General features: G+C 46.3%; 17 protein-coding genes. 9 read left to right on the top strand and 8 right to left on the bottom strand.

The genetic code is table 11. The features are described from left to right. Nucleotides 1–81: 81 nt before the first annotated feature. Nucleotides 82–477, top strand: a complete 396-nt coding sequence (locus TW84_RS02190) for a hypothetical protein (RefSeq protein ID WP_045974041.1) — start codon at nucleotides 82–84, stop codon at nucleotides 475–477. A 57-nt stretch (nucleotides 478–534) separates the two neighbouring features. On the opposite strand, the gene TW84_RS02195 is transcribed toward TW84_RS02190, so the two are convergent. Next, nucleotides 535–1,128, bottom strand: coding sequence for a helix-turn-helix domain-containing protein (locus TW84_RS02195; protein ID WP_045974042.1), 594 nt, complete (start codon nucleotides 1,126–1,128; stop codon nucleotides 535–537). 348 nt (nucleotides 1,129–1,476) lie between these two features. Between TW84_RS02195 and TW84_RS02200 the strand changes: the two genes are divergently transcribed. After that, the gene (locus TW84_RS02200) at nucleotides 1,477–1,806 is read left to right on the top strand and encodes a hypothetical protein (RefSeq protein ID WP_045974043.1); all 330 of its coding nucleotides are present in this window, start codon (nucleotides 1,477–1,479) and stop codon (nucleotides 1,804–1,806) included. Nucleotides 1,807–1,881: 75 nt separating this feature from the next. Here TW84_RS02200 and TW84_RS02205 read toward each other — a convergent pair whose 3' ends face one another. Both TW84_RS02205 and TW84_RS02210 read right to left on the bottom strand, forming a co-directional pair. After that, nucleotides 1,882–3,462, bottom strand: a complete 1,581-nt coding sequence (locus tag TW84_RS02205; RefSeq protein ID WP_045974044.1) for a S8 family peptidase — start codon at nucleotides 3,460–3,462, stop codon at nucleotides 1,882–1,884. Nucleotides 3,463–3,807: 345 nt separating this feature from the next. Next, complete coding sequence (locus tag TW84_RS02210) at nucleotides 3,808–4,326, bottom strand: cysteine hydrolase family protein (RefSeq protein ID WP_045974045.1); 519 nt, start codon at nucleotides 4,324–4,326, stop codon at nucleotides 3,808–3,810. A 106-nt stretch (nucleotides 4,327–4,432) separates the two neighbouring features. Here TW84_RS02210 and TW84_RS02215 point away from each other — a divergent pair, with 106 nt between their 5' ends. After that, the gene (locus tag TW84_RS02215; RefSeq protein ID WP_045974046.1) at nucleotides 4,433–5,350 is read left to right on the top strand and encodes a GlxA family transcriptional regulator; all 918 of its coding nucleotides are present in this window, start codon (nucleotides 4,433–4,435) and stop codon (nucleotides 5,348–5,350) included. 45 nt (nucleotides 5,351–5,395) lie between these two features. On the opposite strand, the gene TW84_RS02220 is transcribed toward TW84_RS02215, so the two are convergent. The 3 genes from TW84_RS02220 to TW84_RS24295 form a co-directional block, all read right to left on the bottom strand. Beyond that, nucleotides 5,396–7,057: a methyl-accepting chemotaxis protein gene (locus TW84_RS02220; RefSeq protein WP_045974047.1), complete on the bottom strand. Its 1,662-nt coding sequence runs from the start codon at nucleotides 7,055–7,057 to the stop codon at nucleotides 5,396–5,398. A 233-nt stretch (nucleotides 7,058–7,290) separates the two neighbouring features. Continuing rightward, nucleotides 7,291–7,677 (bottom strand): thiol-disulfide oxidoreductase DCC family protein, encoded by a 387-nt coding sequence (locus TW84_RS02225; RefSeq protein ID WP_045974048.1) that lies wholly within the window; start codon nucleotides 7,675–7,677, stop codon nucleotides 7,291–7,293. Between the two features lie 58 nt (nucleotides 7,678–7,735). Beyond that, complete coding sequence (locus TW84_RS24295) at nucleotides 7,736–7,999, bottom strand: hypothetical protein (protein ID WP_157633993.1); 264 nt, start codon at nucleotides 7,997–7,999, stop codon at nucleotides 7,736–7,738. Nucleotides 8,000–8,046: 47 nt separating this feature from the next. Between TW84_RS24295 and TW84_RS02230 the strand changes: the two genes are divergently transcribed. Both TW84_RS02230 and TW84_RS02235 read left to right on the top strand, forming a co-directional pair. After that, complete coding sequence (locus TW84_RS02230; protein WP_045974049.1) at nucleotides 8,047–8,685, top strand: CatB-related O-acetyltransferase; 639 nt, start codon at nucleotides 8,047–8,049, stop codon at nucleotides 8,683–8,685. 73 nt (nucleotides 8,686–8,758) lie between these two features. Further along, nucleotides 8,759–9,115 carry a YibL family ribosome-associated protein gene (locus TW84_RS02235; RefSeq protein WP_006961819.1) on the top strand — a complete coding sequence of 119 codons (357 nt, stop codon included), beginning with the start codon at nucleotides 8,759–8,761 and terminating at the stop codon, nucleotides 9,113–9,115. 66 nt (nucleotides 9,116–9,181) lie between these two features. Here TW84_RS02235 and TW84_RS02240 read toward each other — a convergent pair whose 3' ends face one another. Then, on the bottom strand, nucleotides 9,182–12,058 hold the full coding sequence (locus tag TW84_RS02240) for an alkaline phosphatase family protein (protein WP_045974050.1): 2,877 nt from the start codon (nucleotides 12,056–12,058) through the stop codon (nucleotides 9,182–9,184). Nucleotides 12,059–12,382: 324 nt separating this feature from the next. Here TW84_RS02240 and TW84_RS02245 point away from each other — a divergent pair, with 324 nt between their 5' ends. After that, nucleotides 12,383–12,874, top strand: coding sequence for a GNAT family N-acetyltransferase (locus tag TW84_RS02245; RefSeq protein ID WP_045974051.1), 492 nt, complete (start codon nucleotides 12,383–12,385; stop codon nucleotides 12,872–12,874). A 15-nt stretch (nucleotides 12,875–12,889) separates the two neighbouring features. Further along, nucleotides 12,890–13,813: a LysR family transcriptional regulator gene (locus tag TW84_RS02250; RefSeq protein WP_045974052.1), complete on the top strand. Its 924-nt coding sequence runs from the start codon at nucleotides 12,890–12,892 to the stop codon at nucleotides 13,811–13,813. A gap of 47 nt (nucleotides 13,814–13,860) precedes the next feature. Here the strand turns inward: TW84_RS02250 and malT are convergent, their stop codons facing one another. After that, entirely contained in the window at nucleotides 13,861–16,569 is a 2,709-nt protein-coding gene (gene malT, locus TW84_RS02255) for an HTH-type transcriptional regulator MalT (protein WP_045974053.1), read from the bottom strand. A 571-nt stretch (nucleotides 16,570–17,140) separates the two neighbouring features. Here malT and TW84_RS02260 point away from each other — a divergent pair. Both TW84_RS02260 and malQ read left to right on the top strand, forming a co-directional pair. Further along, nucleotides 17,141–19,594, top strand: coding sequence for a glycogen/starch/alpha-glucan phosphorylase (locus TW84_RS02260; RefSeq protein ID WP_045974054.1), 2,454 nt, complete (start codon nucleotides 17,141–17,143; stop codon nucleotides 19,592–19,594). Nucleotides 19,595–19,695: 101 nt separating this feature from the next. Further along, nucleotides 19,696–21,876, top strand: coding sequence for a 4-alpha-glucanotransferase (malQ, locus tag TW84_RS02265; RefSeq protein ID WP_045974055.1), 2,181 nt, complete (start codon nucleotides 19,696–19,698; stop codon nucleotides 21,874–21,876). Nucleotides 21,877–21,918: the final 42 nt, after the last annotated feature.

The raw sequence follows: 21,918 nt of genomic DNA on the forward strand, positions 1-21,918 counted from the left end.
TGATCAGACAGTAACGTCTAGCCTCTTGTTATGTTGTGAGTGAAAGGTACAATCGCCACTCCTCCATAAAGACGAGCTAGCATGCTATTTAACAACGATATCGATGAGATGATTGGGTATTTAGAGCGATTCTGCAAAGCGCCGCATGTCCAAGCATTAGATAGTGTTTCAGATGAGCAGATCAACTTACTACTCGACTTCTTAGCACTCGCTAATAAGTTGAAATGTGATATCTACCCAACGAGAAACATCAACAGCGCACACTTTATTGGCGTCGGCGTCTTCGCTCTTACGCAGGAGAGAGCCCCTCAGGGCAACCTGTTTGTTAAAATTGAACAAAACCGAATTCACCTAGCATTTGAACTCGATCCTTGTCATGAAGACAACTTGTTAACGCCTATCCGAGTGATTGACGCACTTACTTATCTTGCTGAGCATTCAGGCGACGTTCTTCTGCCCGAAGACTACTGCCAGTAAATCCATGCAGCGCTTGTTCTGTGTCTAGGGCTATCCATCGACAATGGTTTCAGTATTCTACCCCAGTGGTAACGGACGAAGCTCCGCGTAGTCGGTAGTAATTTTAATCCCTTTATCGACTTTGATAAGAACACCATCACCGACGACTAATGTCGCATCCTCTAGCACTACCTTTACGCTTCCTGTTACAACGGAAGCGGCTTCTGTCCCCCACAGTTCATCTGACTCGACTTCAAACGTCAAATCTTCAGGTACAAATATTTCTACATTGCCACTGAAGATCTGAGAGTCGTTTGCATCAGATTGTTCTATCTGATCTGCGTTGATTTCAATCCCTGAAGCCATTGTAGGCTGAACAAAAAATAGTAGAGCGCTGACAAAAAAAACGACAATTGAAGAGCACAAAGCGGTGAGTTTCGTTTTGACATTTATCTTGGATGAGTTTTTAGGAGGCGCTTCGGGTAGCAGAAGTTGATTAACGTCTAATGCAAAACTTGCCGCCAATGCTTTTACTGTTTCCGGTGAACCTGTTCCTTCCTTCTCAACTCTTTGAATGGTTCTTAAACTTAAAGCACTGACATCAGCGAGATGTTGTTGGCTCCATGCCCTTGATTTACGTTCACTTGATATTTTTTTAGTGTTCACTTTCATGGTATGTCCAATATCGAATGGTTGAGACAAAAGCCTATAATTAAATTAGCATTTCTGATACGACAGTTTAATGCCAATCATGCGCCAAAGGGGTGACAAACGCTCTGGCTGAGCAACTGTCAGCATAAATCTCGTCATTGAACGCTATATCTCTTTACTCTGCTTTGCACATACAAGGCTGGGACATTTTGCCCTGAATATGGAGGTTTTTGCAAAAGCGGAGGGCCAATTTATGTTGGGATGTTTCCGTCCTAGGTTTTTTATTGAAGTGGAGTACAGAGAACCCTTTACAGAGCAGAATGCAGGCAACTAGAATGCGTTCAAACATATCAATCTATAGGATAACAGATGAGATTTACTATTAATTTGGTACTGATTGTAGCGACTGCATTTATCTCGAATGCGTTTGCTTGGGATGGAACGGTAAATGGCAGGGTAACCAAAGTAGAAATCGCTCCTGCCTCTGAATTAAAATACAGAATCTTCTTAGATGGAGGTGTCAAAATTTGCGATACGTCTTCAGATAAAGCAAGCTTTGCATACATCAATCCAACTGACCCAACTTATCAAGCGGTTGTCAGTCTCTCAATGCTTGCTAGAACCAGTAATAACAAAGCCACGATATATACAACCAGAGATGCAAATGGTTATTGTAAAATTGGCGATATACAGTATTAACTGACTTCCAATTTTTAGAAAAAATGCCAGTCAGTTAGTACTGACTGGCATGATTTTTCAAGGTTGTGGGGGCCGTTAGTAGCTCGCTTGGACGCTCACACCGCTAAAGCTAGTGTAGCCATTAAGCATCACGTAGTAGCGACCGTTTTGTGTGTTAGACACTGTGCACGTTTCGCTGTTTCCGTAGCGGTAAGGACGGCAGTCCCAAGAGCTAGTTGTTGGTTTAGCACCAAAGCGAACATAGAGGTCAGCATCGCCTGAACCACCGCTAGTGGTGACAGTCAGAGTCTGACCGGCAGTCACGTCGATGAAGTAATGCTTTTGTTCACCGCTGCTACCGCTGATACCAGTGACTGGTTGGCCGTTAGTCAACTCACCCCCTGGATTCGGTGTGCCACAATCTGGGTCACAGCCACTGTCTGTTTGGCTGTATAGCAGCTTGTTGACGGTACCTTTAGTATCACTAACTTTGTTTGTGCTCGCACGTTCGCTGATCAGCGTTGATACTTGAGCTGGTGACAGAGTGTTGTTTTCTTGCAGATACAGAGCCGCGACACCTGCTACGTGAGGTGTTGCCATCGATGTACCACTAATGGTGCGGTAGCCACCATCGTACCAAGCCGATTTAATATTCGAACCGGGCGCAAACACGTCAACACAGCTACCCCAGTTAGAGAAGCTTGAGCGACTATCGCTGCTGGTTGTTGAACCGACAGTCACACCGCTCGCTTCGCGAGCTGGTGAGGAGTTACAAGCGTCAGCGTTGGAGTTACCAGCTGCAAGCATAAAGCTGACACCTGACTGAACCGCGCTTGCTACCGCTTGATCAAGAGCGGTTGAAACGCCCCCACCTAAACTCATGTTGGCCACCGATGGGCCAGAGGCGTTGGCAGCGACCCAATCCACACCGCCAATGACACCTGAAGTTGTACCAGAGCCACTACAGCTTAGTACACGTACACCGACGATATTGACGTTTTTCGCCACACCGTATTGAGCACCACCAATGGTTCCCGCTACATGAGTACCGTGACCGTTACAGTCAGTGGCGTCACTATCGTTGTCGACGAAGTCATAACCTGATCTTGCACGGCCACCGAACTCAGCGTGAGTGTTTGTCACACCAGTATCGATAACATAAGCTGTCACACCTGAACCGTCGTAGTTGTAGGTGTAGCTGTTGCTGAGTGGTAAATCACGCTGATCGATGCGGTCTAATCCCCAAACAGGATTGCTTTGAGTGGCGTTCGCCGAGATAACAGGATCGAGCGAGATGATTTGGTCTTGTTCAATAAAGTCGACTTGTTGATCAGCACGCAGGGCTTTCAATTGTTCATCAGAAAGGGTAGCGACAAAACCACTTAACGAGCGGTCATAAACTTTATCGATTTTAAATGCATGTTGGCTAGCGAGACCAGACACAGTTTGTTGGGTAAACTGCTGAAGGGCTTGTTGATCATTACTCATTGTCAGTGGTTGTTTTAGCACAACGATGTATTGATTTTTAATCGCAGATTTTGCCGACGCTGTCATTAAAGGCGCAAGCATTTGGTCCTCAGATGCAATGGCTCCTCCTTCGTTTTGTTGCGCAAGCCCCGCGGTTGAGACGACTGAAAGAGTCGAGGCGATACAACAACTTAATAATTTCTTAAACATACTGTCTTCCTTTGAATAGTAAAAGAGATTGTTGAACATGGCCTACTACAAACATCAAGCATGTTTACTGGGTTCTCGTTGTGCAAAGAGAACCTGATTACAATTTTCACACTATGCATCTATTCACTGATTTGCATATTGTTGTTTTAGTTAATCTATAAATATGCGCACGGTTTATAAAATTATTGAAATTGATATTTTACTATTTCTTGATTGGTGGGATAACAATCAAAGATGAGAGCTTTTGCTCTATGAGGTGAAATCTACGTGCTAAGGCAATAGTGATTTGTTTTGTATGAGTCATCAGCAGAAGGCCTCTGTTGGATAAGAGGCCTTAATTGAGCCTTAAATCAATTGTTCAGTATTTATCAACGGAACGCGTGCAGAGATCGCATGAAGGGCGATGTTATGAATCATTTCATCGGTGGTGGTGCAACAATCGGCCAGTACAGATACTTCATATTGCTCTGCTGCTTTGGAAATCGCTGTATGAGTCACGCAGTTTTGCGTCATCATGCCGCAAATAATCACTTCAGTTACCCCATGCTTTTTGAGCACATCGTCTAGCTCTGTTTGTTCAAAGCTGTCTGCGAAAGATTTAACCACAATATTCCCTTCCGGTGCACTCGCGAGGATCTCTGAGTGAATATCTGCACCAGTACTACCTTGGTTGAAAAAGGGTGCGATACCCATAGCAGGGTCTGCAATATGCTGAATGTGAATCACAGGAATCTGTTTCTGTTGGGCTTTTTTAATCGCCGCTTTGATATTGGTTAACGTGTTCTCTGTGTTCCAAAGAGGAAATTTTCCGTTTGGAAAGTAGTCGTTTTGTAGATCGATGACGAGTAGTGCTTTCTGGCTCATGTTGCCTCTCCTATTTGGTGTCGTTCAAATTGGAGTCATTATGGCGCTTTATTTTTGGCCTTTTTAGAGTCTAAAATGACATAAATAATGCTAAAAACGACATTGCATGCCTAAGATTAATATTGCCGTATTTAACTATCCTTTTGCTCTCAAATCGGCCGTGTTTGGTTTCGAAGAGCTTTTTCAACTAGCCAACCGAGTATGTCGTGAGAGTGAACTTGAGATTGAGTTCAACGTGCACATTGTTGAGGCGTGCAATATGCCTCCCAAGCAATTTGATGTCGTACTACTCCCGCCCAGCATTGACGCCCAGTTCTACCGAAAACCAGACACACCAACGCTTGAGTGGTTGGTTGAGCAACATCGTCGTGGCAGTGTGATTGCGTCGGCGTGTGCTGGCGCGTTTATCTTGGCCGCGTCAGGGATTATTGGACAAAGGGCTTTGACTACTCATTGGGGGCTAGCTGAGACCTTTAAGTCACAGTACCCGTCGCAGCCTACGGAGATAAATCAAATTCTAATTGATCATGGAGATGTGATTACAGCAGGCGGCATGATGTCTTGGTTGGATCTTGGACTGGAATTGGTATCTAGGTATGCTTCACCACAAATCATGCGACAGCTGGGCAAGATGTTGGTCATAGATACTGCATCAAGAGAACAGAGGTTTTATCAGCAGTTCACGCCATCATTTTCTCATGGTGATATTGCAATTGTTGAAAGTCAGCACAGAATCAGTGCTCACTTTTCTCGGACACTGTCGGTAAAACAATTGGCTGTTGAAGCAAACTTGACCGAGCGAACGTTTCAGCGTCGATTTGTCAAAGCCACAGGTATGAATCCAAACCAGTATTTGCAGCGAGTACGAGTGCAGAAGGCTTGTGATTACCTCGAAGGTTCAACTCGTTCTTTTGAGTGGATTAGCCACCAGGTTGGGTATGAAAACGCCAGTGCGTGTCGTAAGGTGTTCAGTCAGATCATGGGGTTGACACCCAGCGAATTTCGTCGGCGTTTTAGACGATAAAAAAGCCCGCAATTCAAGCATTGCGGGCTATTGAGTAATATGTGCTTATACCTTAAATCGATCCACCAGTTCGTAAAGCTCGTTGGCTCGTTGGTTTAGCTCTTGGCTTCCTGAACGGTTGTCATTGGCTAGTTCTGCGGATTGTGAGCTTTGGTCAGAAATGACGACTATGCGCTGCGAAATTTCTTGGCCGACGAGACTTTGCTCTTCGGTCGCGGTGGCAATCAGTGAGTTCATATCCATGATGGTGCCGATGGACTCCTGAATCTGGATCAGGGCCCGAGCAGCAGCATTAGCTTCTTCTACTGTACTGGCACCACGTTTCTGACTTGACTCCATGGCTTTTACTGCATCATCTGAGGCCGCTTTTAATTGTTCAATCATCTGATGAATCTCACCCGTACTGTCTTGGGTGCGACTCGCCAGTTTACGAACTTCGTCGGCCACGACGGCAAATCCACGGCCCTGTTCACCGGCACGTGCGGCTTCGATCGCCGCATTGAGTGCGAGTAAGTTAGTTTGCTCGGCGATATCTTGAATCACTTCCAAAGATGAGGAAATGTTTTGTACATCTCCTTCAAGGCGAGAGATAACACCATTCGCTTGGGAGACTTCTTCGGCCAGGGCTTCGACAGACTGCGCCGCAGAATTAACGATGTCTTGAGCTTCTTTGGCATTGTCGTCGGCTTCCTTAGCTGAATGCGCGGCTTGGCTGGCATTATTCGAAATCTCGGATGCTGTTGTGGTCATCTCCGTCATCGCGGTGGCAACTTGCTCAGTCTCTTGACGTTGACCTGAAGCCAATTCATCGACTTTTGCAGCACGGCTTGACATATCGCTGGTCTCTGAGACGACCTGTTGACCAACATCACTGACGCTTCGAATGATGGTTTGCAGACTGGCGACAAAAGCATTGAAGTTTTTACTCAGTTGGGAAAACTCCGGAGCTTCGAAATCTTCCATACGGGCGGTCAGGTCAGCATCGCCGCTGGCAAAGGAACTGATCGAGGTATCGAACATTTCTAACGGCTTAAGGATGGTTCGGTTAACGGCGACGGCGAAGGCAGCAACGACGCCCGCAATCACGATACAGAAAATAATGATGGCAGACAGGGTTTCTTGTAGTGCTTCTGTGGTCGCACTTTCCATTTCGGCCACAATGGCATCTATGTCGTCGGTGTAGAATCCCGTACCTAGCATCAAATCCCACTCAGGTATATATATCGAGTAACTCAGCTTGGGAAGTGCCTCGGTCTCGCCGGGTTTAGGGAAGTAATAAGTGGTGAACTCTCCTGTTTTGGCGTTACGAATCAGATCCTGAATTAGGTAATTACCGTGTTTGTCCTGCAGGTTCCAATAGCTATCGCCAATCCCTTCGCTACTGCTACCTTGGACTTTACGAATACCTTGGGAATTGTAGCCAAACACATAACCTGTCTTGCCGTATTCTAAAGTTTTTAGGGTTGGGTAGGCGTCCTCTAGGCTTGCGCCTTTGTCAAGAAAAGGCCGGACGGCAGACTTTGCCATTTGAAGGTAACTTTTCAGTTCCGCTTTCTTCATGTTCATCATGTTAGTGCGGGTTACCTCAATCTGCTGATCATTGAGTTCATTGGTTTTAACGTAAGTGAAACCAAGCATACCCATTGCAATTACCAGTAATGGAACAAGCGCCAAAATGTACAGGCGACTTCGAATAGTTAGACTCATACAAACATCCTGTCTTTCAAAAGGTCTTAGCGTTTTAATATGGCCAGAGAGGCTTCTGGCATGAAACGCCTGTTGTTATAAATTTGGTTTACACCCCCTTGACCGCTCGGTTTTGTGACCAGTGAAGAGAACATAAACTAAACGTTTATTGTATAAGACTAGCCAATTTATCGAGGCAGTACTGTGAATCTTGATAGGTTAACTCGTGTTCGCTGAGAGGTAAGATCTCTGTTTTATCGAAAACATTGACCAGAATCGCATTTTCTCTTTCCAGTCAGCAACTTAGAAATGGTGTAGCGATTGTTCGCAAATCTGAGGTAACACCAATCTGCAACTGGACGGATGAGTTTCCAGCGTAATGGAGCGTACAGCCAGCCTTTTCCGACCAGCTTCCATGCGAGATAAGTGACATCTAAACCGAGCAGCAGTGTTCCGTTATTATCAACGGCATGAAGGATTTTAGACGCTTGTTTTGCGTCGATCTCAGGGTAATTGAGGAAGTTTTCGGAGTGGATATCAACGAGCAATAAATGTTGCTCGCCATCGTAATGAGCTAAATGTTCCATCTCTTTCACACACAATGGACAGGTACCATCGTAGAAAATCGTAAGTTGAGTCATAGGCTTATCCTTTTTTATCTTCTACGTGTGAGTGGCTTGATTGATCAGCCACTGGTACTTATAAATTGGTGTGTTTATCGGCTTGGCTTGCGGGCGTTATCGCTGTCGTCACAGAAACAATTGCCAGCGGTAAAAGGTGTTTAAACATAGGCAAACTCAATCTATCTGTATATTTAATATGCTGACTCAATATTGACATAAAAACCGCCTTTTCGCGTAAAGTTGCGCCTCGAAAGGAGACCAGACTATGAAAATCATCCCGCTGCTCAAGCAGCCTCGCATCCAATAAGCGTTGTTTAGCTGAACGTCTAAGCAACGCCACGAAATTCGTTCCGTGGCAAATCTGAATTAAACATTGAGGATTTTGTCATGCCACAAAAACATTGGTCGACATTTCAGTTACTGCATAAGGTAGTGCAGAACAAAAACATTCATATCAAGGGGACTCACAGCTACTACAGTGATTGTTGGGATAACGGTTTTGAACAGTCCGTCGTCCGCTACTTGCATGGGGACGAAGTCAGCAAGCAATGGCAGCCGAGGTGGGATATTGATCAGCTCTATATCGGTGACTATGTTTGCATTGCAGCACAAGCGGTTATTCTGATGGGTGGGAATCACAACCATAGAACGGACTGGTTCTGTCTCTATCCGTTTTTGGAAGAGGTTGAGCGCTCTTATCAAGGTAAAGGCGATACTGTCATTGATGACGGAGTATGGATAGGCATGCGTGCCATGATCATGCCGGGCGTGACCGTAGGTGAAGGTGCGGTTGTCGCGGCCAACAGTGTTGTGACCAAAGATGTGGAACCATACGCGATTGTCGGTGGAAATCCTGCCAGATTGGTTAAATATCGTTTTGCCCCTGAGCTGATAGATAAGCTGGTGGTGCTGGAAATTTACCAATGGCCTGAAGAGAAATTTGCGGCTATGCGTAAGTATCTGACTCAACCAGACTTCGAGTTGCTCGAAAAAGCCATCAAAGATTACGACCAAAAACACGGCTAACGACTAAAATTAGGGCAGCGAGTCAGCTTGTGCTACACTCGCCGCCCTTTTCTGTTTCAATGAGATCAATACCATGAGTACTAAGCAAGAACTTCAAAACCTTCACAATCGTCTGGACAAGTGTCAGCGTAAGCTGGATGCGGCGAAATCTCGTGGTGATCAGGAAATGGTGACTAAGTTCACTGACGAAGCAGATAAGCTAAGCAAAAAAATTCACGTGATGAAAAGCAAACAGAAATACGACATGAACAAAGAGCGCAAGAGCTTGATCGACATGCCGTTCTCACGTGCAATTACTAAAGAAGAACAAGCAGACATGGGTAAGCTGAAAAGGTCAGTCAAAGGTCTAATCGTGGTTCACCCAATGACTAAGCTGGGTAAAGAGCTGAGACTTGAAGTTATGACAGGTTATGCACCGAAGAAATTCTGATTGCTCGATAACAAAAAAGCGCCGTAAGGCGCTTTTTTGTTATTGCTTTCTGTTATTGAGGGAGGCTTAGTGAATATCGAGTTTGCTAAGCAATGATGGATACCCCCAACCATTTTCTCCGGCTTTAACGTCATCCCCAGTCAGATATTGATACAGAGTCGGAGCCAGAGAGCCGTTCTCCTCACTACTCAGTGGCGTAGCTTGTTTGCCAATTGGAGCGCCCCAAAATCCGATAAAGGCGTCCTTCTCCAAATAGCTTTCACCCGCATGGCGACCCGGTACTTTCGTGTTGTAGCCAATCCCTTCCCGAGGGAACAAATTCACTGTGCCTGCTCGTGGTTCGGCGTAAAGCTTGGCGAGTTGTACGACGGAATCAGGCCTCGGCGTAAACTGGGTCAGTTCGCGCCATTGCATTTCATCACACCAGCTTTGTGGGTTGTTGATGTCTGCTCGATTGACACATTGATTGACCAACTGAGCAAACGTCTCAAGCTGTGCTTGATTTGGTGAAGGCAGATAAGGGTTGAGTTTGTTGACTTCCAGTAACGCTGTTTTGCTATTGGCTTGGTAGAAATAGCGTTCTCCTTGTTTGATGATGAGCTCATCGATTCGTTTGCCGTCACGCTGAGCGACCAAACGTACCTGACACTTTGTCTCATCACAGGTTGATTCTCTGACGGCTAGATAGTCGAGACTGTCTGCCAGCTTTTCTACTGACTCGGCAATGATGTCGAGCTTTTTCCCTTGTGGTGCATTGACCGGTGTCCAGTTGGTCAGCTCCGAATAGACTGGTTGTGTTTGCCAACCCGATTGCGAATTAAATATATCCATCATGAAGTTGCCGCCAGCGGTAGAGGCTACCACCACATCGACACCTTGGTTACTCGGATAATTTAATGCATTGGTGATTTTCGGCCCTTCGCCTTCATCCGATGAGATTTTCTTGATCACTAGAGGGTAGTTGAGTGATGCTGAAAGTGGTTCAAAGATCGCTTTCTCCGGATTTAAGGTGTAGTAGACCGGAGATAAACCATGGTCCCCTGCCATTCCCCAAAGGGTCTGCTGATAAATGCCGGCGTCCTTGTACGCTTGTTCAATTTGACGTATCCAGTAATCGAGGCGGTTGAGTTCCCCGGTTGGCATAATGATTTCATCGCTGAAAGGGCCTACAAAGTGGGCAAAGTGATCTGGCCACGGATTGTAGATCAGGGCGTAATCTGGCATACCTTGTCCATCTAGCTCTGTATAACTCGTGATGTCCTGTTCAATCTTCCATTTGCGGGTTAGCTTGGTGTAAAAGTCCCATAGCGGTATCTCTTGATAGCTTTGAATATTGTCGATGAGGGACTGACGCTGTTTCGTTAACACGTTTTCCACTTCGGCTCTTTCATTCAGCTCTCTCAAACAACGTTTCTCACCAAAGTCACGCAGTGCTTCGCCAGCGCCAAGGTTAACCAGACCGTCGTAGCTGGTATGGGCATTCCAGTCATATTGGGCGTTACAATTCAGGGTTTTCAGGTGAACCAGTCGGTCAAACATCGTCTGAACCTGATTGGCCTGCATTAAGCGATCGAGTTGAAGAGCATCGTTACCAAAGAAGTAATAGGCTCTGTCTTCGTTGCGGTCGACAAAGTGGAAATTCGGAATTCCTGTTCCTTGTTCGCCAGACACTTTTGCCCCTGTTTTGATGATAGGTAGGTTTCTTACGCTGATCGTCGGTGTGGAAGAGATTCCGACCTGAGCAATGGAGTCGGTATGGTTTTGGTAAAGTCGTTTGAAGAACGGTAAGTAATAAGGGTCACGATACGTTTGTTCTGATAGAACCTGAAGAAAACGCATGGATTGAACGTGTTCTGGGCTACTTGTTGCGACAGGGCTACCGAGCTCAGTACTCTTAAGATGTTGCTGGTAAGCGTGGGAGAGAAAAGGCTTATCTGGATCAACCAGTCCTTCGATTAACCCTTGTTGCAACCCGTCGACCGTTACCTGAACAGCGAAGCGGCGGTTCTGTTGTGACTCGAGAAACTCAATGGCCTGTTGAGGGTGGTGGTCAAATGCGTTTTGTAGCCAGTCATTGAGACGCTCCTGTCTCTCATCCTGATAAACAAACTGGCGATAGGCTTTCAGCACATTGAGACGCACAAAGTCAACTAAGGTAATGGTTAACGCTTGCGCTTTGTTATTCGGTTCGCTGGCTCTGTCGGCAGCACCATCGGCCACAATGCCGAGTATGGTCTTTTTCATGTCGCCATCTTCCATCCCCGTGGCGGCTTGCTGCATGATGCCAACCACGATAGGTTGAATCTTAGCGACCAATGCTAAATCATCAGGTGATTGGGTCAGATAGGTGTATTGCTCAGGCAGGCGGTCCATATCTTGCCATTCGCCAATCTGAACCAAAGCATCATATACGGTCACCATGGCCGCCATAAACTGACCATTAATTTGGATACCTTCCTGATGAGCCTGATCTTTAGCGTGCTGTTTAGGCTCTTTTTTCACCTTCTCTTCTAGTGCAAAGAGCGAATGCTCAAAGCCTTTCAGAGCTTGTTTGTCATACACTGTTTGCAGGTAGGCTTTAAATTCATCGTCACTGCTTATTCCTGTGTAGCGATCGTAGAACTGATAAAGAAAATAGCCGAGAGGAATGGAATAAGTCGGATCGGCAAGTTGGGTCATGACCCGGCTTTTCGTACTTGCATCAAGTGGTAATGTCAGTAGGTAGGTCTCTAGAGTGACGCCGCCAATGGTAAACAGGGTCATGTCGCGAGTAAAGCGCGTCGAGTAGGACAATGACGAGGTGATTTGATTTTTCAGCACTTCTGTTGAATTAAATAGCCCACCGATCACTGGGGTATCACCGATATCGGCGTAAGCTGAGCTCATAGGAGTAAGTGCTGCCATCATTGCCGCAGGAAGAAGCCGTTTTCTCAACCAAGCCATTGTTTGTTATCTCTTTCATTATGCTGATGATTTTCATTCTGGCAGGCTTCTGGGAGAGTGCAATAACAGGCTGACCAAAGCCTGTATTTGATAGCGTCATAATGTGACTTGGTTCCAGTTGTCGTGGTTGTTAGGTATTTGTTTCTTGTCAGTCATCGCCTACTTCAGATTAATTTACAATGTAAACCCTAAAGATTTTGATAGGGGAAATTGTCCTCTATAATCACTTTTTATCATGATAAATATGATTTAAAGTGATTTTAATTCATCTTTGATTGGTTCTACTCTAATCGCTGTCCAAGATGATATTTAAGAGAGATGACTATGAGCCAAGAAAACCTTCGTATAGTGCCTATCGCTGCGGAACATGACACAAATATCTGCCAGATAATCAAGCAGGTCGGCAAAGAGTATGGTGCTGTAGGTGAAGGGTTTGGGCCGTCTGATGCTGAAGTCGACAATATGAGTCAGCATTATCATGAACAGAACCGGAGCTTGTACTTAGTTGCGCTCTTAGATGACAAGGTGGTTGGGGGATGTGGCGTTGCGCCTTTTGGGCAAGATGAGCAAACGTGTGAATTGAAGAAGCTGTTTTTACTCAAAGAGAGTAGAGGGCTTGGCTTGGGTAAAACTCTGTCGTTGGCCTGTTTAGAGTTTGCTAAGCAACAAGGTTTTGGACGCTGTTATTTAGACACTTTATCCAATATGTCTGCGGCGGTGCGACTTTATGAGAGTTTAGGTTTCGAGCACCTCACTGCGCCGTTAGAAGGCACCGTGCACAACGGCTGCGATGTATGGATGCTTAAGTCTTTGTGATACTAAGAAGGTGATATGAATAACTACAAACTGCTGCGTCCATTGTTGGTACTGCTCCAAACTCGTAGCTTGACCGAGGCTGCACTGCAGCTCAACGTCACTCAGTCAGCGATGAGCAGAACCTTGAGCCAGATAAGAACAGCCTTTGATGACCCGATTTTGATTCGTGAAGGCAAACAGTTTGTGGTCAGTGCCAAAGGCCAGCAGTTACTCGCTCAACTGCCTGAGTTGATTGAGTCATTAGATGAGCTTTATGCGGTGGAAGCATTTTTGCCTCACGCTTGTCAACGAGAGTTCAGACTAGCCTACACGGCATTTTTGTCTGAATCGAGTGTGCCTCTGGTGTCTTCTGAACTGCTTAGATTGGCCCCAAACGCAGGGGTAAATGGAGAGCTGTGGCAAGATCAGCATGTCAGCGTTCTCGGTGACAGCCTGATTGATGTACTGGCGACCACGCTCGACTACTTTCCTGAGAATATCTACGGCAAAAAACTGCTTGAAGACCAATATGTAGTGCTGATGTCTGGTAATCATTCATTGGCTGACGCTAGTCTTGAACTGGATGATTATTTTAGTGCTTGCCATGTGATGGTGCATGGTATGCGAGAGATGCGTCAGTATGTGGGCGAGCAGTTCGAACAGCGCAAGGTTCAGCGTAAGGTGATTGCCAGAGTGCCATCGTTCACTGCGGCAATGGAATTAGTCTGTCAGAGTGCCGCACTGGTTACCGCCCCTTTGCATTTGGCGGGCTACTTCGCCAATCGATTTGATTATGTTGTGAAACCATTGCCTTTCGACTTGCCTAAGCATAGTTACTATCTGCTGTGGCACAGTCGACATCAAAAAGATCCTGCCCATCGATGGTTTCGAGAGCAGAGTTTTGCGGCAATCCAGCGGCATTTGAAACTGATGCACGCGAAGGGTGCGGAGCAGATGTAAAAAAGCCCTGATAGTCAGGGCTTTTTGCTGTGAGTGATTTCCTAGTATCAATAACCCATTAATTGTAATAGGTTTTCAGCAGTTTTTATCGCCTCTTTTCGGTTTGCGATATTGAGCTTCTGATATAGGTTACGGATATGGGTTTTGATGGTGGTGCCTGCCACGTCCAATTCCTGAGCAATTTGCTCGTTACTGAAGCCAGAATAGATCAATCCGAGTACTTGCCATTCTCTCTGAGTTAGAGGACTGGTGCGGACCAGCTCTGGAATGTTTGGATGGTTTACTAACTTCTCAACAAACTCCTCATCAAAATGCACCGAGCGGCTGCGCTGAGTCGTCGATATATCCTTGAGCAGCTGCTGAGCACGGTGTCGTTCAAGATCAGCCAACTCATTTTTGTTGACTAGCTTTTCTAGAACATGGCCGATCTTGCCACCTTCTACCAAGAAGTTACCCAAAATACCGGTCTGATTCGTCAGTTCTAAGGCTTGTTTGAGCAATAATTTAGCGCGCTGTTCATCTTGCTGTGCCGTTGCCAATACGGCTTCGACGATTAGGTTGCGATTATTGTCTGTGACTAGGCTGTTGAGATTGGCTTGCTCTTGCAGGAATTTCAGCGTTTGAGCTGCCTCTTCAAACATGCCTAGGTTGATTTGTGCACGTGAGATGTTCCGCCATTGAAGCTGGGTAAAGTGGTTACACGCTTTTTCTGGGCGAGGTGTTGTTTCCAGCCAATGTTGAATGGCTTCCATATCGCCTCGTGCCTGCCAGAACAGAATCAAAGACAACGAAGCGTTAGCCGTCCAGTCTACATGGTAGGTAGACTGCTTCTGTAGGTGAGCAATTTGCTCAATGAACTTGTTGGCTTTGTCCAGCTCACCACGACCAATAGCGATGCGCGCGAGCATAGAGTAGCTATGTAGGTGCTTACTTGGGCTATGATTGCCGAGTACATCAAGCCCTTTGTACGCGCACTCTTCGGCTTCATCGAGACGATTCCAGCACCAGAAAATCTGTGCACGAATACGTAGCAAAAACTCATGCATTGGAACTTGCTGCAACTGCTGTTCTTCGATGAGCTTGAAGGCATTTTCCTGTACTTCAAAGGCCGCTTGAACATAACCTTGGGCAATCAGAATTTCGCTTTGTTGCAGCATTGCCCACAACGCCTGATGGTAAACTTGATACTGCCTCGCTAGCTTCTCGGTCTGCTGCATCATAGGTAATGCACGGCTCAAATGACCCAGTACATGGTTTACTTCACCAACAACAGACGTAGCCACGATGCGGCTTCGGTAAACCGTACTATCAAGTTGCCCGAGTGACAATTCAGCCAGTTCGAGTGCCTTCTCTGGTTCGTTTTGGTTTATGGCTACCTGAGCGCGTAAGGCGTTAAACTCGCCTTGCTCTTTGGTGCTCAGTGTTACATTGAGCGCCTCCATTTGCTCATCCGCCTTGGACAGTAGATCGCCAACATCGTTGTATCTGTGCTGACTTTGCGCTAACCATGCTTGAAGCATGCACAATTTCGGCTCGCTGTAGAGCTGTTCAGGGGCGAGGGTGTTGATCGCTTTCTCTACCGTCTGCAATTCGCCACCATTGAACATTTTCCAACCAGATTGACTCAAGATGTCAGCAGTAAGCTGGCGGTTCCCGGCTTTTTGCGCATGCCGAAGTGCTTGATGCGGAGAAGATAAGTTTAACCATGCTTTTGCAGCGGTTTGATGCAGTTCTTGCTCTTGCTGAGGAATACGTGCTGAGCGCTCATGGGATAAAAATTCAGCAAATAGATTGTGGAAACGGTACCAGTTCTGCTCACCTTCAAGCGGGTGGATAAACAGACCATAGCGATTGAGTGACTCAATCATACTTAGGGCATCATCACGCTTTGTCAGAGCTGATACTAACACATCATTGAAGTGATCAAGGACAGAGCATTGCAGTAGAAATAGGCGTGTTTCTGCATCCAATAGGTCAAACACCTCTTCCACCAGATAATCCCATAGATGAGCGTGGTTAAACTGTGAGAACGACTCGGCAGATTGTGCCAGTGTTTTATGTTGATGCTGAGCTTGAAGTGCGATCAACTGTAGTGCAGAAGGCCAGCCTTCTACGTAGTTTCTCAAGTTGTCAGCAGTGATATCATCAATCCCATCAGCGATTCGTTGGTTAAAGAATCGGGTGGTTTCTTCGGTATCGAATGCCAGCAATTCGTCGCTGATCTCTATCATCAGGTCGCGGACACGTAAGTTTGCCGTACCAAGCGGTGGTGTCGCACGGCTAGTGACAACCAGCGTGAGATTGTCAGGCATGTGTTTGAGGAAAAAACGGATGGCCTCATGAATTTCATCGTTAGAGATAAGATGATAGTCATCCAGAACCAGATAACACTCTTGATGGAAATTGGCGAACTCGGCAAAGACTTCGCTAAAAAGAGAATGAAGTGACGAAAACTGGCGCTTTTCTGCCAGCTTCTGAGAATTTGGGCAGGCGTTGTGTGTCGCCTTGTTCAATGCCTTTAGCAAGTAGTTGATAAAACGGAATGAGTCGTTGTCGCTTTCATCAATACTGTACCAGCCAGTATTGGCTTTATCAGACAGCCACTGCGAAGCCATTGTCGTTTTTCCGTATCCTGCTGGCGAGCGGAATAGTACCAGTTTGTAGCAGGGGGCTTGCTGTAATAAATCGAGAACTCTTGGGCGGACAATTGCGTTGTGTAAACGTCCCGGACGGGTTAATTTCGAAGGAATCCACATCTTCTTTTCCCTGTTCTTAAACACTCTTGAATCCAGATTCTATTGTCCAGATTCTATTCAGAGTGTGTGGATGAAAACTTGGTCAGTTAGACCTAATGACAGGGATGTTACTTGAGAACAATAGCGACAGTTATTGATCAACCACCAGATTTTCGCGTATTTCACATTTTCCTTGTCTCTACGCCCTATATTTGTGATTTTTGTCACCTTATGATGAATCTATAAGTGAGAGTTATCGCTTCTTCTGCACCAAAAAATAATGAAAGTTGCGTAAACAACCCCTTCAATATGTGATCGGATATGCATATTGATTATTTTATTGAGAATCACAACACCTAACCTTCATACATCAGCGCTAAGGTGAAACCCGTTGATGGTGTGATCTTTATCACCAGAGCTAAGGTGTGGACTCGCTTGATTTGAGAGTTAGATCACTGAGATTCTGGTCATACGCCCTCTACGCCCTGCATCCTCCTCCTAATAAGCCGTGTAGCTGGGAGGATGTTTTGGTTGTCGTGTCAATGCACGATATGTCTCAGATGGATTAAACCCAATAAGTGAGATTTCTCTAATGAAACCTACGCAACAGAAAAATTTTGATAAGGCGTCATTTCAAGCAAGCGTCAAGAAACATTTGACCGCGACTTATGCTACGACGGTCGAAAAAGCCGAAAGCCGTGCATGGTATTTGGCAATGGGCCGAGCTCTGGCTGAGCAGACAACATTTGATATGCTGCAAACTGAGCAGGATGACAAAATCCTTAACGCAAAAAGCGTTAACTACTTATCTCTTGAGTTCTTGATTGGCCGCTTGACGGGCAACAACCTAATTAGTCTTGGCTTATATGAGCAAGTTACGGCAGCAATGGAAGAGATGGGGCAAAATTTAACAGACCTGCTTGAAGAAGAACGTGACCCATCATTGGGCAACGGCGGTTTGGGTCGTCTGGCTGCGTGTTTCATGGATTCACTAGCGGCACAAGAATTCCCAACGGTGGGGTATGGCCTTCACTATGAATATGGTCTGTTTAAGCAATCGTTCCAAGAAGGTCACCAGCAGGAAGCGCCGGACGCATGGCGTTGTGTAGAAGGTTACCCATGGGAAATCGCACGCCCTGAATTAGCTCAGGAAATTGGTTTTTATGGTCACGTTGAAGTTTACCGTGAGGACGGCAAAGAGAAGCGTCGTTGGGTTCCGGGTATGTCTGTAAAAGCGATGCCGTGGGATTTGCCAATTGTGGGTTACGAATCTGATACCGTTTACCCACTGCGCCTCTGGGAATGTCAGGCGATTGCACCATTCTCTCTCGCTAGTTTTAACAATGGTGATTACTTCGAAGCTCAGCACTCGCTGATAGATGCAGGCAATATCACCAAAGTCCTTTACCCGAACGACAACCATGAGAAAGGTAAAACGCTGCGTTTGATGCAGCAATACTTCCACTCGGCTGCATCAGTACGTGACATTCTTCGTCGTCACGAACAAGCTGGACACACACTGGCGTCACTTCCAAAATACGAAACCATCCAGCTCAACGATACGCACCCGACGATCGCGATTCCTGAATTGATGCGTATCCTGATCGACGAAAAAGGTCTCGGTTGGGATGAAGCTTGGGATATCAGCTCAAAGACGTTTGCTTACACCAACCACACCTTGCTTCCAGAAGCATTGGAAACGTGGAGTGAGTCTCTGATTCAACGTCTGCTGCCTCGTCATATGGAGATTATTTACCACATCAACCACCTGTTCCTACAGGAAGTGCGTCAGAAGTGGCCGGGTGATGTTGCAAAACAGCAGAAACTGTCGATCATTCAAGAAGGCTTCCACCGTATGGTGCGTATGGCGAACCTGTGTGTTATCGGCTCTTACGCGGTGAATGGTGTGGCTGCACTGCACTCTGAACTGGTTAAGCGTGATTTGTTCCCTGAATTTGATGAGCTGTATCCAACTCGCCTGCACAACGTGACCAACGGTATCACGCCACGTCGTTGGCTGAAATTCTGTAACCCGGGTTTGTCTGCACTGATTTCTGACAAAATTGGCACAGAATGGCCAGCGAAACTGGAGCAGCTAGAGCAAATCGCTAAGTTTGCGGATGACGCGAAGTTCCAGAAAGAATTCATGGCAGTGAAGAAAGAGAACAAACAGCGTCTGGCGGACTGGGTGTCTGAAAACATGGGTATCGAACTTGATACCAACGCAATTTTCGATGTCCAGATCAAGCGTTTGCACGAGTACAAGCGTCAGCACTTAAACATGCTACACATTCTGTCACTCTACCATCGTCTACTGAACGATCCTGATTTCGATATGGCGCCACGAGTTGTGTTCTTCGCAGCAAAAGCGGCACCGGGTTACCACTTAGCGAAAGAGATCATCTATGCAATCAATAAGATTGCTGAGAAGGTTAACAACGATCCTCGTATTGGCAACAAGCTGAAAGTCGTCTTCATTCCTGATTACCGCGTTAGCATGGCAGAAATCATCATTCCAGCTGCTGACGTATCAGAGCAAATCTCTACGGCCGGTAAAGAAGCGTCAGGTACAGGTAACATGAAGATGGCACTAAATGGTGCACTAACTATCGGTACGATGGATGGTGCGAACGTAGAAATTCGTGAAGAAGTCGGTGACGACAACATTTACATCTTTGGTCTAGAAGTGGACGGTGTTGAAGCTCTGCGAGCACAAGGCTACAACCCATTTGAGTATTACCACGCAGACCCGCTACTAAAAGCGTCTCTGGAGCTGCTACTGGGTGAAGAGTTTACCCCGGGTGAACCAGGTAAATTGCGTGCGACCTACGACAGTTTACTGGATGGTGGTGATCCATATCTATGTTTGGCGGACTTCGCATCCTATGTCAAAGCGCATGAGGATATGGACAAACAGTATCGTGATCAAGCCGGATGGGCGAAGAAAGCGATTCTGAATACGGCACTGGTTGGCAAATTCAGTTCAGACCGATCTATTCGAGATTACGTCAATAACATCTGGAAACTGGAAGCCGTTAAACGCTAGTTCCTAACAACAAAGCCAAGGCTGTGAAGCCTTGGCTCTCTTACGTTACATATTAATAAAAACCCTACATTTTGAAGGTATGTAGTCCTTCGGAGAGAGCGATGAAACAACAATACGCATTACAACAAGTCGCCGAAATGGCAAGAATTGCCGACAGCTACGTTAGCGCGTGGGGAGATGAGGCAAAAGTAGACGAAGAAACCATTCGCTATTTATTGAGATCTTTAGGCTACGACACAACGAATGATGACACTCTTCTGCAATCAGCAGAGAAAAAACACAAGAAAGACGTACTAGATCCTGTGCTGGTGGTGCGTGATGGCGAGCCAGTAGAAGTTGCACTTAATCTGGGCGCAAGTGCCCGTGAAAGCGAGTTCAGCTGGCGTTTAGATACTGAGCAGGGAGAGGTACTTGAAGGCTATCTTCAGTCTCAAATCGTTCGTGACGAGCGTAAAGAGGGTGGCCCTTTAGTGTTTGCATTACCGAATGATTTGGCTTGGGGTTACCACAAGCTGACCATTATTCGTAAGCGTCGTAAGTCACCTTATGAAATGACTCTGATTGTCACGCCAAGATCTTGCTATAAGCAAGAGGAAATCGATGCTGGCAAAAAAATGTGGGGACCGAGTGTTCAGCTATACACCTTACGCACTCAGCACAACTGGGGAATTGGTGACTTCGGTGATCTAAAACAACTGGTGGCTGATATTGCTTCCCGAGGGGGAGATTTTGTCGGCCTGAACCCGATTCATTCACTCTTCCCTGCAAACCCAGAAGGGGCTAGTCCTTACAGCCCATCTTCAAGACGTTGGCTGAATATCATGTATATTGATGTCAGTTCTGTTCCTGAGTTTGCACTGAGTATAGAAGCGCAGCAACGTGTGGGTAGTGCAGAATTCCAACACCGCCTGCAAAAAGCTCGCGAATCGCATTGGGTGAATTACACTGAAGTGGCTGATCTAAAATTGAGCGTTTTGCCACTGCTGTTCAGTGAATTTAAAAAGCGTCACTTGGATAACAACACTGAGCGTGCTCAAGCTTTCTTAGCCTTTGTTGAAGAAGGTGGCGACAGCCTAGTACATCAAGCGGCGTTTGATGCTCTGCATGCTTCCCTGCATGCTGAAGATTCCAACATCTGGGGGTGGCCGGTTTTCCCTGACGAGTATCGTCGTTTTGAAAATACCGCGGTTCAGAAGTTTATTGAGCAGAACCTCGATCAAGTGCACCTCTACATGTACTTGCAGTGGGTCGCAGATATCCAAATTAATGAAGCTCAGGCATTAGCGGAAGAGAAAGGCATGTCTGTTGGCTTGTACCGTGACTTAGCGGTTGGTGTCGCCGATTCTGGGGCGGAGACTTGGGCAGATGACGGTAACCTTGTGATGGATGCCAGCATTGGTGCTCCGCCTGATGTACTTGGCCCATTAGGACAAAATTGGGGTCTGCCGCCATTGAACCCACAAGTGCTTCAGGAAACCAGCTACGACGTATACATCAAATTGTTGCGCGCCAATATGAAGCATTGTGGTGCGCTGCGTATTGACCATGTTCTTGGCCTACTGCGACTGTGGTGGATTCCAAAGGGTGAAAATGCAACCAAAGGCGCTTACATCTACTATCCAGTAGAAGACATGCTCGCGATCTTGGCACTTGAATCTCACCGTCACCAGTGCAGTGTGATTGGTGAAGACCTAGGCACAGTGCCCGATGAGATTGTAGAACTTCTCCGTGAAGCGGGTGTGCATTCTTACAAGGTATTTTTCTTCGAAACATCTGAAGACGATGGCGGTTACATTTCGCCCGCTCATTATGCGAATCAATCGATGTCTGCTCTGTGTACGCACGACATGCCGACATTGCGTGGTTTCTGGCATTGTGATGATCTTAAGATGGGTGAAGAACTGGGTTTGTACCCAGATGCCGAGCAACTTAAAGGCTTGTTCACCGACCGTTTAGAGAGCAAACAGGGTATTTTGGACTCTGTCGCTTGGCATGGTTATCTTCCTGAAGGGGTTGGCCGAGATGCGCAGTATGTCCCTATGGACTCGTATCTTGCAGAAGCACTGCAATTGCATGTTGCAGCGGGTGCTTCAACATTGTTGAGTGTTCAGCTTGAAGACTGGTTGGAAATGGATAAGCCAGTCAATATTCCTGGTACCGTTGAGGAATACCCAAACTGGCGTCGTAAATTGTCGATGAACCTAGATGAAGTGTTTGCTCAGGAAGGGGTAAACCGCATTGCTTATAAGCTGACAGAAGTGCGTGCTAAGGTCAGTAAATAACAGGATCTTATCTCGAATAACATAGAAAAGTATCGACTCTAT

Source organism: Vibrio neptunius (assembly GCF_000967495.1).
Taxonomy (GTDB): domain Bacteria; phylum Pseudomonadota; class Gammaproteobacteria; order Enterobacterales; family Vibrionaceae; genus Vibrio; species Vibrio neptunius.